Annotated in this window: 12 protein-coding genes and 1 tRNA gene; 6 read left to right on the top strand and 7 right to left on the bottom strand. The window is 74.8% G+C overall.

Annotated elements, in window-relative coordinates:
* Positions 1-120: 120 nt before the first annotated feature.
* Entirely contained in the window at positions 121-1,113 is a 993-nt protein-coding gene (locus tag ADK60_RS14470; protein ID WP_053646222.1) for a magnesium and cobalt transport protein CorA, read from the top strand.
* A gap of 149 nt (positions 1,114-1,262) precedes the next feature.
* On the opposite strand, the gene ADK60_RS14465 is transcribed toward ADK60_RS14470, so the two are convergent.
* Positions 1,263-2,321 carry an LLM class F420-dependent oxidoreductase gene (locus ADK60_RS14465; RefSeq protein ID WP_053646221.1) on the bottom strand — a complete coding sequence of 353 codons (1,059 nt, stop codon included), beginning with the start codon at positions 2,319-2,321 and terminating at the stop codon, positions 1,263-1,265.
* A gap of 352 nt (positions 2,322-2,673) precedes the next feature.
* Between ADK60_RS14465 and ADK60_RS14460 the strand changes: the two genes are divergently transcribed.
* The 3 genes from ADK60_RS14460 (at position 2,674) to ADK60_RS14450 (ending at position 6,978) form a co-directional block, all read left to right on the top strand.
* Positions 2,674-3,651 (top strand): aldo/keto reductase, encoded by a 978-nt coding sequence (locus ADK60_RS14460; protein WP_045939645.1) that lies wholly within the window; start codon positions 2,674-2,676, stop codon positions 3,649-3,651.
* Between the two features lie 151 nt (positions 3,652-3,802).
* A complete protein-coding gene (locus tag ADK60_RS14455) occupies positions 3,803-6,109 on the top strand; it encodes an ATP-binding domain-containing protein (RefSeq protein WP_053646219.1) in 2,307 nt (768 codons plus the stop codon).
* A gap of 224 nt (positions 6,110-6,333) precedes the next feature.
* Positions 6,334-6,978, top strand: a complete 645-nt coding sequence (locus ADK60_RS14450) for an ester cyclase (RefSeq protein ID WP_079008361.1) — start codon at positions 6,334-6,336, stop codon at positions 6,976-6,978.
* Between the two features lie 49 nt (positions 6,979-7,027).
* Here ADK60_RS14450 and ADK60_RS14445 read toward each other — a convergent pair whose 3' ends face one another.
* Complete coding sequence (locus ADK60_RS14445; RefSeq protein ID WP_030395881.1) at positions 7,028-7,633, bottom strand: hypothetical protein; 606 nt, start codon at positions 7,631-7,633, stop codon at positions 7,028-7,030.
* Between the two features lie 336 nt (positions 7,634-7,969).
* On the opposite strand from ADK60_RS14445, the gene ADK60_RS14440 reads away from it, so the two are divergent.
* On the top strand, positions 7,970-8,164 hold the full coding sequence (locus tag ADK60_RS14440) for a DUF5703 family protein (protein WP_255360265.1): 195 nt from the start codon (positions 7,970-7,972) through the stop codon (positions 8,162-8,164).
* A gap of 150 nt (positions 8,165-8,314) precedes the next feature.
* Here the strand turns inward: ADK60_RS14440 and ADK60_RS14435 are convergent, their stop codons facing one another.
* The 3 genes from ADK60_RS14435 to ADK60_RS14425 form a co-directional block, all read right to left on the bottom strand.
* Positions 8,315-9,211: a chaplin gene (locus ADK60_RS14435; RefSeq protein WP_063783148.1), complete on the bottom strand. Its 897-nt coding sequence runs from the start codon at positions 9,209-9,211 to the stop codon at positions 8,315-8,317.
* Between the two features lie 244 nt (positions 9,212-9,455).
* On the bottom strand, positions 9,456-9,701 hold the full coding sequence (locus ADK60_RS14430) for a chaplin (protein WP_045939640.1): 246 nt from the start codon (positions 9,699-9,701) through the stop codon (positions 9,456-9,458).
* 208 nt (positions 9,702-9,909) lie between these two features.
* Positions 9,910-11,232 (bottom strand): M20/M25/M40 family metallo-hydrolase, encoded by a 1,323-nt coding sequence (locus tag ADK60_RS14425; protein WP_053646215.1) that lies wholly within the window; start codon positions 11,230-11,232, stop codon positions 9,910-9,912.
* A 252-nt stretch (positions 11,233-11,484) separates the two neighbouring features.
* Here ADK60_RS14425 and ADK60_RS14420 point away from each other — a divergent pair.
* A tRNA-Leu gene (locus ADK60_RS14420) sits at positions 11,485-11,572 on the top strand.
* A 122-nt stretch (positions 11,573-11,694) separates the two neighbouring features.
* Here ADK60_RS14420 and ADK60_RS14415 read toward each other — a convergent pair.
* Together ADK60_RS14415 and ADK60_RS44800 are read right to left on the bottom strand one after the other, a co-directional pair.
* Positions 11,695-12,453: a methyltransferase domain-containing protein gene (locus ADK60_RS14415; RefSeq protein WP_053646214.1), complete on the bottom strand. Its 759-nt coding sequence runs from the start codon at positions 12,451-12,453 to the stop codon at positions 11,695-11,697.
* Positions 12,454-12,514: 61 nt separating this feature from the next.
* Positions 12,515-12,670: a hypothetical protein gene (locus tag ADK60_RS44800; protein WP_159400442.1), complete on the bottom strand. Its 156-nt coding sequence runs from the start codon at positions 12,668-12,670 to the stop codon at positions 12,515-12,517.
* Positions 12,671-12,874: the final 204 nt, after the last annotated feature.

The following is a 12,874-nucleotide window of genomic DNA, read 5'->3' as shown; positions in this document are numbered from 1 at the left end:
GGCCGGGGTGCTGCCGAGGGGGTGCGGACGGTGGCGCGGGGGACGGGAGGGGCGGTGGAGACCGGTGCCGGGGCGAACCGTCGTCGCGGCGGATGTTTCGGAAGGGCGCCAGGGGCGAGAATGGCGCGCATGATCGTCCACTGCGCCATCTACCGGGACGGCCGCCCGGTCGCGACGCCCGCGGGTCCGGCCGGCTCCCTCGCCGCCGCCCGGAAGGCGGGGCGGGGCGGCTTCGTCTGGATAGGCCTGTTCGAACCGACCGCCGAGGAACTCGACCAGGTCTCCGAGGAGTTCGGCCTGCACCCGCTGGCCGTCGAGGACGCGGTCGGCGCCCACCAGCGGCCCAAGGTGGAGGTCTACCAGGACTCGCTGTTCGTCGCGCTCAAGACCCTCGGCTACCACCCCGGCGGCCACGCGGTGACCAGCGGCGAGGTGATGCTCTTCGTCGGCGAGGACTTCGTGATGACCGTCCGGCACGGTGCCGACACCCCGCTCGGCGACCTGCGGGCCGAGCTGGAGGAGCAGCCGGAGGTGCTCAAGTACGGCCCGAGCGCCGTGCTGCACTCCGTCTGCGACGCGGTGGTGGACGGCTACGTGGACGTGGTGGTCGGGCTCCAGGCGGACCTCGACGAGCTGGAGGCCGACGTGTTCGCCCCCGGCCGGGTGGGCCGGGACATCGCCGGCCGGATCTACGGCTACAAGCGCCAGCTGGTCACCGTCCGCCGGGCCACCGGCCCGCTGGTCGAGCCGATGATGCGGCTGGACCGCGGCGGGGTCCCGTACGTCCGCGCCGAGGCGCAGCCCTACCTGCGGGACGTCTCCGACCACCTGGCCCGGGCCAACGACCAGGTGGAGGGGATGGACCGGCTGCTGTCGGACATCCTCGCCGCCAACCTGGCGCAGGTCAGCGTGCAGCAGAACAACGACATGCGGAAGATCTCGGCCTGGGCGGCGCTGGCCGCCGTGCCGACGCTGATCGCCGGCGTGTACGGGATGAACTTCGAGCACATGCCCGAGCTGCACCAGGCCTGGGGCTACCCGGCGGTGGTCTCGCTGATGGTGGTGGTCTGCGTGCTGCTGCACCGGGTGTTCAAGCGGCACGACTGGCTGTAGGGCGGGCCTTTCGGAGCACGCCCCGGGCCCGCGCCGCCGGTCGTTCCCGGGTGGCCCGGTCGCCGGTCGTCGTTCCCGGGTGGCCCGGTCCGTTGTCGTTCCCGGGTGGCCCCGTCGCCGGTCGGACGGTGCCACCCGGGGCGCGGCGGTCAGGCCAGGCTGGCGCGCTCCAGCGCCGCGACACCGGTGCGCAGCGCGGTGATCCGCTCGTCCAGGGTGAAGCCGGCCGGGGCCAGGGTGAGCGTGGTGACGCCCGCGTCGGCGTACGCCTGCATCCGGTCGGCGATCCGGGCGGTGTCGCCGATCAGCGAGGTGGCGTCGATGAGCTCGTGCGGGACGGCGGCGGCCGCGCCCGCGTAGTCCCTGGCCAGGTAGCGCTCCTGGACCTCGTCGGCGGCCTGCTCGTAGCCCATCCGCCGGGCGAGCTGGTTGTAGAAGTTCTTCTCCTTGCTGCCCATGCCGCCGATGTAGAGCGCGGTGTACGAGCGCTGCGAGTCGACGCCCGCCTTGATGTCCTCGCCGACCGCGATGGCGACGGTCGGGCAGACGTCGAAGCCCTCGAACTCCCGGCCGGCCTCGGCACCGGCCCGGACCCGGCCGGCCTTCAGCGGGTCGAGGGAGAGCGCGGCGTGCTCCGGGTCGAAGAAGATGCCGAGCCAGCCGTCGGCGATCTCGCCGGTCTGCTCCAGGTTCTTCGGGCCGATCGCGGCGATGTACAGCGGGATGTGCTCGCGCACCGGGTGCACGGTGAGCTTGATCGGCTTGCCGGGGCCGCCAGGCAGCGGCAGCGTCCAGTGGTCGCCCTCGTGGACCAGCCGCTCGCGGGACATCGCCTTGCGGATGATCTCCACGTACTCGCGGGTGCGGGCCAGCGGCTTGTCGAACTTCACGCCGTACCAGCCCTCGGAGACCTGGGGGCCGGAGACGCCGAGACCGAGCCGGAAGCGGCCGCCGGAGAGGGTGTCCAGGGTGGCTGCGGTCATCGCGGTCATCGCGGGGGTGCGGGCCGGGATCTGGAAGATCGCCGAGCCCACGTCGATCCGCTCGGTCCGGGCGGCGACGAAGGACAGCACGGTGGCCGCGTCCGAGCCGTAGGCCTCGGCGGCCCAGCAGACCGAGTAGCCGAGCCGGTCGGCCTCCTGGGCGACGGCGATGTTGTCGGCGTCCATGCCGAGTCCCCAGTAGCCGAGGTTGATGCCGAGTCGCATGGGCACTGCCTTCCAGTCGGTTGTGTCGTGAGGGTAGCGGCGCGTCCGGCGGACATGCTACTGGCCGGTAGGAGTGGGCCGGGTCACATTCCGGCCGCGCGGCGGGGCCGGGCGCGGCCCGTACCGGGGGCCGGGGCGTCCCGCGGCGGGGGCCGGGGCATCGCGCGGCGGGGGCCGGGGTCGTCCTGCGGGTCTGCACACCTGCCCGGGCACCGGCCGCTACGCTCAGCCGACGTGGAGGCGCCTTGCCCCACCTGCGCGTTCGTCCCCGTCGTCCCGGCCGTGCGGCCGCGGTGCCGACCGGTGCCGCCGCGCCGCCACCGCACCTACGGCCAGTAGGAAGGCACGTCCGATGGAAAAGCGTCACCTCGGCCGCACCGGGCTGCAGGTCTCCCGGCTCGGCCTCGGCACCATGACCTGGGGCCGCGCCACCGACGAGCAGGAGGCCGCGGAACAGCTCAAGGAGTTCGTCGACGCCGGCGGAAACCTCGTCGACACCGCCGACGTCTACGCCGACGGCGACGCCGAGTACCTGCTCTCCCGGCTCACCGACAGTCTCGTCCCCCGCTCCGACCTGGTCATCGCCACCAAGGCCGGCAGCGTCCCGGCCGCCCGCCGCTTCGACGCCTCGCGCGGGCACCTGCTCGCCGCGCTCGACGCCTCGCTGCGCCGGCTCGGCACCGACTACGTCGACCTCTGGCAGGTCCACGCCTTCGACCCGGCCACCCCGGTCGAGGAGACCCTCAGCGCCCTCGACATCGCCGTCTCCTCCGGCCGGGCCCGCTACGTCGGGGCCTGCGACTTCAGCGGCTGGCAGTTGGCCAAGGCCGCCACCTGGCAGAACGCCCATCACGGGCGGGTGCCGCTGGCCGGGGCGCAGCTGGAGTACTCGCTGCTCCAGCGCGGCATCGAACGGGAGGCCCTGCCCGCCGCCCAGGACGCCGGGGTCGGGCTGCTCGCCGCCTCCCCGCTCGGGCGCGGCGTGCTGACCGGCAAGTACCGGCACGGCCTCCCGCAGGACTCGCGCGGCGCCTCGCCGTACCTGTCGGGGTTCGTCCAGCCGTACCTCGGGGAGCGTCCGCGGAGGATCGTGGACGCCGTCGCCACCGCCGCCGACGGGCTCGCCAGCAGCCCGCTGGCGGTCGCGCTCGCCTGGGTCCGGGACCGCCCCGGAGTGGCGAGCGCGCTGGTCGGGGCCCGCACCGTGGGGCAGCTGCAGGCGGCGCTGTCGGTGGAGGCGCTTACGCTTCCGGAGGAGATCCGCGGTGCGCTCGACGACATCTCGGCGCCGGTCCACCGCTACCCCGACCAGGGGTGGAGCGAGCTGTAGCGGTCGCTCGACCCCGCGCCCGAGCCTGTCCGAACCGACCGACCGCCGACCCGGCCGCCCCGCGCGGCCCGGACCGGCCCGAACAGCCGACCGCCCGCAGCACGGGGCGGCCGGTACCCAGCAGTGGAGTTGAGCTTTTGTGGAGCGGACGATGACCGACGCGGAGAACGGCGCCCCGGAGGAGTCCTCGATGAGCCCGGACACGGGCGGCGCCGTGCCCGCGCAGGCGTCGGCGGAGCGGGGCCCGGCGGACGCGGACGCGGATGCGGGCGCCGACACGGCGGGCACGGACGGGGATGCGGGCTCGACGGACGGGGACGCGGGCTCGGGCACGGACTCGGCTGACAGTGGGTCGGCGGGCGCCGGGGCACCGGATGCGGCCGGTCCCGGCGGCGACGCCGCGGACCGGGCGGCCGCCGTCGCGGCGCTGGCCGAGCGGGTCCGCTCGGTGGGCCGCTCCGGCCCGAACGCCGCCGCGCCCTCGGCGTCCTCGGCCGCCTCGACGCCGGAGGACGGGGCGGCTCCCGCCACCCCCGCCGACGGCACCGGCGCCGGCCGGGTGGTGACCGACGAGCAGCGGGCGCAGGCGCTCCGGGCGACCGCCGAGGTGCTCGGCGCGGGTGGCGCGCCGGCCGAGCTGGCCACCGCCGCCGTGTCGGTGTTCGGCGACGGCGCGGCCGAGCAGCTCCGCGAGGACCCGTGGGCCGTGCTCTCCCTGCCCGGTGTCCGCCCCGAGCACGCCGACGGCTTCGCCCGCGGCCTGCTCGGCCAGGCGGCCGGCCCCGGCGACCCCCGGCGGGCGCAGGCGCTGGTCGGCTGGGTGCTGGAGCAGGCGGCGCTTCGCGGCCACTCCGCCCTGGAGATCGGCGAGGTGACCGCCGGGCTGGAGCGCCTCGGGGTGCCGGACTCCGCCGCCGCCGTCCAGGCCGCGGTGCTCGACGGCGGGGCGATGCCGTTCCAGGAGGAGCTCACCGGTGCCGAGGCGCACGCGGCGGGCGGCGACGACGAGGACGAGCCGCCGACCCGGACCCTGCTCGCCCTGGAGCGCCTCGCACTGGCGGAGGAGAGCCTGGCGGACGGCCTGGTCCGACTGATGTCCACCTTCGTGCCCGGCGAGGACCAGGAGGAACCCGCCGGGGAAGCCGCGACCGAGACCGCCGAGGAAGCGGACGACGAATCGACCGGCGACGCGGACGGCACGGACGGCGCGGACCCGGAAGCCGGTGCCGAGGACGCCCCGCAGGCACCCGCCGCGCCCGGCCCGGCCGCCTGGGAGGCTGCCGCCGAGGCCGCCCCGTCCTCCTCCGCGGCCGCCCTGGTCCGGGCCGCCGCCGGGAGCGCGCTCGTCCTGCACACCGGCGGCGAGGCCGCCCGTGCCGAGCCGGCCGCCCTGCTGGCCGCGGCCACCGGCCTCGGGCTGCGCGCCTGGGCCGCCACCTGGACCGACCACGGCCGGCACGCCTTCGCCGCGCTCGCCCCGCTCGCCGACGCCCCGGCCCCCGCGCCCGTCGCCACGCTGGCCGAGCTGCTCGCGGGCGCCGCCGGCCCCGGCCGCTCCCCCGACGGCACGCTCGCGCTCGACCTGCTGGTCGTGCTGGACGCCCCGCTGCTGGACGTCGAGCTGGCCGCCACCCTGCTGGAGTCGCTGGCCGACGGCACCCGACTGGTGCTCAGCGGCGACCCGGGCCAGCTGTGGTCCGCCGGTCCCGGCCGGTTCTTCGCCGACCTGCTCACCGCCAAGGTCTGCCCGGCCGTCGCCTCCCGCACCCCGGACTTCGGCCCGATCGGCGAGCTGGTCTCCGGCGTCGGCATCGGCGAGCTCCAGCCGGTCGAGGCGCCGGACAAGGAGGTGGTGATCCTGACCGCCAAGGACTCCGGGGAGGCCGTCCACCGCGCCCTCCAGCTGCTCACCGACTCCATCCCGCGCGCCCTCGGCATCCCGTCCGAGCAGGTCGTGCTGCTCACCCCGGGCCACGGCGGCGGGGCCGGCACCCGCGCGCTGAACGCGGCCGCCAAGGCCAGGCTCAACCCGGGCCCGGGCCGGTTCGCCGGCTTCGACCCGGGCGACCGGGTCGCCGACTCGCCCGCGCCCGGCCACACCCGGCTGGCCCGGGTGGTCGACGGCGACGCCGCCGGTCTGCACCTGGAGTACCCGGACGGCACCCGCCGCACCGTCGCGCCCGCCGAGGCCCAGAAGCTGCGGCACGGCTGGGCGCTGACCGTCCACCAGGCGGTCGGCCGGCACTGGCCGGGCGCGGTGGTGGTCGTGCCGGACGACGCCGCGGCGGCGCTCAGCCGGCAGTGGGTGTACACCGCGTTCGGCCGGGCCGAGCGGCACCTCTCGGTGGTCCATGCCGCCGGACCGGCGCTCCCGCAGGCCGTCGCCGAGCGCCCGGCCGCGCCGCGCACCACGCGGCTGCGCGCGATCCTCGCCGAGAACGCCGCGCAGGAGTACTGACGGCCGCGGACGGCGTCCGGTCCGCGCACCGGACCGGTCGGAGGGCCCCCTCGTCCGTCGAGGGGGCCCTCCGGCCTTCCCGCGCACCCTCCCGCCATGAACACGATTCATCGTTCCGGTAGATAGCAAGCCTTGGACGCATGGCACCGGACCGGCGGAGGGTGAGGACATCCCCCGGCGCGCACCTCCGCGCCGGCCGTCCTCCGAGAGGAACGTCCGAAATCATGCGTCCGAAGCCGCGGTTCCGCCCTGTCTCCGCCGCCCTCACCGGCTCCCTGGCCGGGCTGCTCACCGCCACCGCCGTCCTCGGCGGTGCGACCGCCGCCACCGCTACCGCCGGCGACTCCGCCGGCCGGGACTCCGCCCCGGGAGCGGACCGGGCCTGGCGGCTGGTGGACCGCTCGCCCGACCTCGTCCGGCCCCGGGCGCTCACCGTGGACGGCTCGCTGGGGGCCCGCCGGGCCGCGCAGGAGATCCGGCTGGCCCAGCAGCTCTACACCTTCTGGAACACCGGGGAGCAGCGCTACCTGGACGCCGCCGTCGACCGGGACTTCCGGGACAACACCCTCCCGGCCGGGCGGCCGCAGGGGCCCACCGGCCCGGCCGTCGCCTCGCGCGCCTTCCGGGCCGCCGTGCCCGACCTCCGCTGCGAGCTGGCCGACCTCCTGGTCACGGGGGACAAGCTCACCGCCCGGCTGGTGTTCCGAGGGCACTTCACCGGGGAGTTCGAGGGGCGGGCCGGCCGTGGGCAGGCCGTGGAGTTCACCGCGATCGACATCCAGCACGCCGGCGCGCGGCGGATCACCGAGGACTGGCACATCGAGGACAACACCACCCTCCTCGCCCAGCTCGGCGCCGCCGCCGGCTGAGCGGGCCCCGCCCCGCGCGCCGGGCGCGCGGGGCGGACACGGGAGCGGGTCAGTCGTCGAGGTCCTCGTCGTCGTAGACCTCGCTGACGTCGAAGCGGCAGATCAGCAGCTGCGGGTCCGCGTGCTCGAACGGCTCCGGCAGCCACTCCCCCGGCTCGCTCGGCTCGGCAGCCGCCACCCAGAGCGTGGAGTCGCCCTCCTCCAGCCCGAACTCCTCGCTGCGGGCGGCGATCTCGTCCGGCTCGAACTCGCCGAACAGCACGCCGATCGCGGCGTTCACCCCGTCGCCCGCGGCCCCCTCCGGGGTCAGCGAGTCGTCCAGCCGCTCGGCCTGGGCACGCAGCCGCTTCGGGTCGACGATGTGGTAGTCACGGCGGATCAGCACGCTGATCGCCTCGGGCTGTTCGGGTCCGTGGAACCCGCCCGGCCCCTCGTCCCCGGGGACCTCGAAGGGTGTGACCTCGTCGTAGACCTCGTACAGGAGTTGGTCGTACGCGATGGCCGCCGTCGCGAGCTGCTCGTAGGCGGTGGACACAGCGGAATCATCCGCTGCGCTGGGGCTTGACACCGCTTCCAGATGACGGTCGATGGCGGCCTTGACCGCCTCGGCGGCGGCGCGTACCTCGGCAATGGTGGGCTGCGCGGCATCAGACATGGTGCAGACGCTATCTCCCCCCGGTGCCGGTACGCACAGCGGTTGTCACCTACACCCGCGATTTCACCGCAACTTCCCCCCTGATGTCCGTTCCGCATGCATCTGTCCCCCACCGGGAAGCCCTCGACGGCGCACGCCGGGCGCACGCGCGGGCCCGCCCCGGAGTCGCTTCACCCGGCGCGCCCGGGGTATGCCGACCACAGGAGCAACGGAACTGATGTCCAGTCAGCCAGGTGCGGGCCGGGGCGGCCGAAAATACCCGGGCCCGCTGTCGGAGGCAGGCCTTAGGCTTGCTCGGAGGCGTCCCACAGGAGGAGCGTTTTGACCCCACCGAAGCTGGTCCGGCAGCCGGAGTACGAGTACCAGTCGCTGCGCATGCCGCGCGGGACGTCCCGCAACGCGGCACGCCAACTCCTCACCGATCATGCCGAGTACGGGCACTGGGAGCTCGACAGGCTCCGCCTGCTCCCGGACGGCAGCCGGACGGTGCTGCTGCGCCGGCGGATCATCCGGCAGGTTCGGAGCTGGTGACGGTCCAGGGCCGATGACCGTACGGAGCCGGTGACCGTGCAGAGCTGGTGACGGCGGCCGTACCGGGCCGTACGGGGGCCGGGGCACGGCACCGGCCCCGGGCCGTGGGGCCCGGGGCCGGTGTGCCGGGGAGTCCGGCGCCGGAAGTGCTCAGCGAGCGCCGGCGCGGGCGCGGCGGTAGAGGACGCCGCCGCCGATCAGCAGGGCCAGACCGGCCGCGCCGAGCAGTTCGGTGTCACCGGCGCCGGTGGAGGCGAGCTGGCTGCCCGCCGTGGCGGCGGTCGGGGCCGCGGACGGGCTTCCGGTACGCGCGGACGCCGGGCGGGCCTGGCCCGCCGACCCGCCCTGCTGGACGCCGGAACCGGTGCCCGGGGTGGCCGCTCCGCTCGCGGAGCCACCCGTCGTCCCGCCGCCGGACGGCGTGGCCTCCGACGGGCCGCCGTTCCTGGGCGTGCCCGGCGTGGTCTCGCCGCTGCCCGGGGTCTGGGTGACCGGCGGGGTGGAGGGGTGGCCGGTGGCGGGCGGCGGCGGGTTGTGCGAGCCGTGCTCCTCCGGGCAGTCCTCGTCGGGCGTGGCGGGCGGAGCGGTGTGCGCGGGCGCGGCCGTGTTGGCGCAGTCGTTGCCGAAGGCCGGGTTGGCGGCGCCGACCACGTCGACCGAGTTGCCGCAGGCGTTGACGGGGATGTGCACCGGGGCCTGAACGCTGTTCCCGGCCGCGACACCGGGTGACCCGGTGGCCGCACCCGAGGCGCTCGCGCCCGAGGCCGACTTGCCGCCGCCCGTGTGCGCACCGCCATGACGCCCGGAGGCGTTGGCGCAGTTGTTGCCGTACGCCGGGTTCAGCACGCCGATCACATCCACGGTGTTGCCGCAGGCGTTGATCGGCACCTCCACCGGCACCTGCACCGAGTTCCCGGAGGCGACACCCGGCGAACCCACTGCCGCACCCTCCGCCCCGGCGGTCGCGCTGGCGTAGCCGGCTGTCGAGGCCAGCACACTGCCGGTGGCCACGGCCGTGAGGAGCCCCTTCTTGGCTGCGTTCCTCATATTTTCCCCTGACATTTCGAGACGACGTGACGACCTTCCGAAAGTCGGAATTTCCGATTGGGCGGAGAGGTCCTCGGCTGCATGGGAGAAAACGAAGCAACCCGCAAGGAGGTTGAGCCGTGCAGCCCCCATTCACTCTTTCGAGGGATGTCATGGGCCATCCCGGGGGCGGCCCCGGAAACGCAGGCGCCCCCGGCGCGGCGCGTCCGCCGCCCGGGGGCCCGACTCAACGACCGATCGAGGATCAGACGTTCGCGCAGTGGTTGCCGAACGCCGGGTTCAGCACGCCGATCACACTGATGGTGTTGCCGCACACGTTGACCGGGATGTGCACCGGAATCTGGATCTGGTTGCCGGCCACCACACCCGGGGAACCGGCGGCCACACCCTCGGCACCGGCCCCACCGTGGGCGGAGGCGACACCCGTGGCGGCGAGCACCAGGCCACCGGCGGCGGCGGTCACGGCGGCGATCTTCTTGACCTTCATCATTCCTCCTGTATGAACACCCGGATATCGGCTCCGGGCCATCACAGGAAGCAACGAGATTGCGGCAAACGGGGTACGGAACAGACGTCGCATTCACCCGGACCGGTGATACGACGAACAGGTCATCGAACTGCCGGGCCGGAATCCGTCCGCCCCGCCGTCCGGAAACACGGGAGCCGCACGGTGCACCACCGTGCGGCTCCCGTCCCGCTCAGCAGGCGTCGAGGAACCGGTCCAGCACCCGCACGCCGAACTTCAGGCCGTCCACCGGCACCCGCTCGTCCACCCCGTGGAACATCCCGGCGAAGTCCAGCTCCGGCGGCAGCTGGAGCGGGGCGAACCCGAAGCAGCGGATCCCGAGGTCCTGGAAGGACTTGGCGTCCGTCCCGCCGGACAGGCAGTACGGCACCGCCCGGGCGATCGGGTCCTCGGCACGCAGCGCGGTCTGCATCGCCTCGACCAGGGCCCCGTCGAAGCTCGTCTCGATCGCCTTGTCCGAGTGCAGGCTCTCCCGCTTCACCCGCGGGCCGAGCACGCTGTCCAGCTCGGCCAGGAACTCCTCCTCGTAGCCGGGCAGGAAGCGGCCGTCCACGTGCGCGGTGGCCTGGCCGGGGATCACGTTCACCTTGTACCCGGCGCCGAGCATGGTCGGCTGGGCGGTGTTGCGCAGCGTGGTGCCGATCATCTTGGCGATGCCGCCGAGCACCCGGAGCGTCTCGTCCATGTTCTCCGGGTCGAGCTCGACGCCGAGCGCGTCCGACAGCTCGTCCAGGAAGGCCCGGACGGTCTTGGTGATGCGCAGCGGGAACTCGTGCCGCCCGAGGCGGGCCACCGCCTCGCACAGCTCGGTGATGGCGTTGTCGTTGTTCTCCATCGACCCGTGCCCGGCCCGGCCCTCGACCGTGAGCCGCATCCAGTGCATGCCCTTCTCGGCCGTCTCGATCAGGTAGAGCCGGTTCCGGTCGTTGACGGTGAAGGAGAAGCCGCCGACCTCGCCGATCGCCTCGGTCACGCCCTCGAAGAGCCCCGGGTGCTTGTCCACCAGGTACCGCGCGCCGTAGGTGCCGCCCGCCTCCTCGTCGGCGACGAAGGCCAGCACCAGGTCCCGCGGGGGCTTGCGGCCGGTGCGCAGCCGGTCGCGCACCACCGCCAGGGTCATCGCGTCCATGTCCTTCATGTCGACCGCGCCGCGCCCCCAGACGCAGCCGTCCGCGATCTCGCCGGAGAACGGGTCGTACGTCCAGTCCGCGGCGTTGGCCGGCACGACGTCGGTGTGCCCGTGGATCAGCAGGCCCGGCCGGGACCGGTCCTCGCCCTCGATCCGGACGACGGTGGAGGCCCGCCCCTTGGCGGACTCGATGATCTGCGGTTCGAGGCCGAACTCCGCGAGCTGCTCGGCCGCGTACTCGGCCGCCTTCCGCTCGCCCGGACCGGAACCGTCACCGTAGTTACTGGTGTCGATCCGGATCAGATCGCGGCAGATGTCGGCGACCTCGGACTCCCCCGTCACCTTCGACTCGCTCCGCTCGCTCACGGTCACTCCTCGTCTCTGGCCCGCACCGGCACCCCAGCGCCGCCCCAGGACCTGCACCCGGGTCGCACGAGCACGTCCACCCATCCTCTCCCAGCCCCCGACCCGGATCCACCCCCAGGAAACACGCCGACACACCGCCGCAACCCCCACTCCCCCGCCCAGGCCCGTTTTGGGACCGGCAGCGGATCACTGCTACAGTTACATCTGTCAGCGCGGCCGACGAACAGAAGGAAGCCGCTGAGACAACACCCGGTCCGGGTGGCGGAATGGCAGACGCGCTAGCTTGAGGTGCTAGTGCCCTTTATCGGGCGTGGGGGTTCAAGTCCCCCCTCGGACACCACGGAAGACCCCAGATTCGTCTGGGGTCTTTTTTGTTTTCCCCGCCGTGGCGCGCGAGCAGCCCCGCACACCCGGCCCGGACGGCAGGCGCAGGCGGGGCGCGGGGGGCGGGGTGGGCGCCGGTCAGGTGGCGTGGGCGGTGACGGTGATGGCGGTCTCGGCGAGGAAGAAGCGGCCCTGGGTGGCGGCGAGGTGGACGGCGGTGTGCCAGGACTCGATCTCCGCCGGGGCGAGGGAGCCGCGGCCCTCCTCGGCGGCGGTGGTCAGGGCGTGGCGGATGCCCTCGATCCGGCGGGCGGCGTGGCCGGTCAGCTCGGTGGAGCTGGTGACGACCGGGTGGACCCGTCCGAGCCGCAGCGGGGAGTTCCGGACCAGGCCCGGGAGCTTGCGGCCGATCCGCCCGTCCACGTGGTCCATCCAGGACTGCTGGTCGTCGGTGAAGGCGTGGCAGATCCGCCGGTCGAGGTCGCGGTCCGCGCCGGCGATCACCAGTGAGTCGAAGTCGACGTGTGCCAGCACGGCCCGGCCGCCGGGCCGCAGCACCCGGGCGGTCTCGGCGAGCAGCGCGGCCGGGTCCGGCAGGCATTCGAGCACGTTGTAGGAGACCGCGGCGTCGAGGTCGTGGTCGGGCAGCGGGAGCGGCCGGGCCAGGTCCGACGTCTCGATGCCGATGCCACCGGGGTGGTCGGCCAGCAGGCGCCGGGCGGTGGCGACGCTGTCGGCCGAGTGGTCGAGGCCGAGCAGCCGGGCGTCGGGGTGGCGGCGGGAGAAGACGGCCAGGGTGGGGCCGGTGCCGCAGCCGAGGTCGAGCACCCGCCCGCCCGGGCGCAGTGCCGCCTCGTCCACCAGGTGCTCGTGTATCGGCTCGTCGGCTTCCGACATGTGTTCCCCCTCGGCGTCCGGCCTGTTCTACCACCGGGCGGCGAGGGCGGGCACGGGGTTTTCAGCGGGCGGCCCAGACCGGGCAGCGGGGGTGGTGGCGGTGGGTGCGGATGACCGTCCCGCCGAGCGAGCGGCGCTCGGTGGTGGAGACGGCGCAGCAGGCGGCCGGCGGGGCGCACGGTACCGGCGCGGACCCGGACGCACTCGGACCGGACACACTCGGACCGGACGCGCTCGGCGGGGGTGTGGGGAGCGGGCGGCGGGGGCGGCGGTCGGTGGATCGGCGGGTGGGGGGGGGGGGGGGGGGGGGGGGGGTGGGGGGGGGGGTGGGGGGGGGGGTCCCCCCGCCGGTGCCGGAGCCGCCGGTGCCCCCGGTCGGCTGCGGTGCCGTGGTCGGTCCGCCCGACGGTGTGGTGGTGGG

Source organism: Streptomyces sp. XY431, assembly GCF_001279805.1.
Taxonomy (GTDB): Bacteria; Actinomycetota; Actinomycetes; order Streptomycetales; family Streptomycetaceae; genus Kitasatospora; species Kitasatospora purpeofusca.
This window is presented reverse-complemented; position numbering and strand designations above follow the sequence as displayed.

Excerpts from the sequence above, each read along its gene's own strand:
- ADK60_RS14470 (WP_053646222.1), top strand. The coding sequence starts at position 121 with ATGGCGCGCATGATCGTCCACTGCGCCATCTACCGGGACGGCCGCCCG.
- ADK60_RS14460 (WP_045939645.1), top strand. The coding sequence starts at position 2,674 with ATGGAAAAGCGTCACCTCGGCCGCACCGGGCTGCAGGTCTCCCGGCTC.
- ADK60_RS14450 (WP_079008361.1), top strand. The coding sequence starts at position 6,334 with ATGCGTCCGAAGCCGCGGTTCCGCCCTGTCTCCGCCGCCCTCACCGGC.
- ADK60_RS14430 (WP_045939640.1), bottom strand. The coding sequence starts at position 9,701 with ATGATGAAGGTCAAGAAGATCGCCGCCGTGACCGCCGCCGCCGGTGGC.
- ADK60_RS14455 (WP_053646219.1), top strand. The coding sequence starts at position 3,803 with ATGACCGACGCGGAGAACGGCGCCCCGGAGGAGTCCTCGATGAGCCCG.
- ADK60_RS14415 (WP_053646214.1), bottom strand. The coding sequence starts at position 12,453 with ATGTCGGAAGCCGACGAGCCGATACACGAGCACCTGGTGGACGAGGCG.
- ADK60_RS14445 (WP_030395881.1), bottom strand. The coding sequence starts at position 7,633 with ATGTCTGATGCCGCGCAGCCCACCATTGCCGAGGTACGCGCCGCCGCC.
- ADK60_RS14465 (WP_053646221.1), bottom strand. The coding sequence starts at position 2,321 with ATGCGACTCGGCATCAACCTCGGCTACTGGGGACTCGGCATGGACGCC.
- ADK60_RS14435 (WP_063783148.1), bottom strand. The coding sequence starts at position 9,211 with ATGAGGAACGCAGCCAAGAAGGGGCTCCTCACGGCCGTGGCCACCGGC.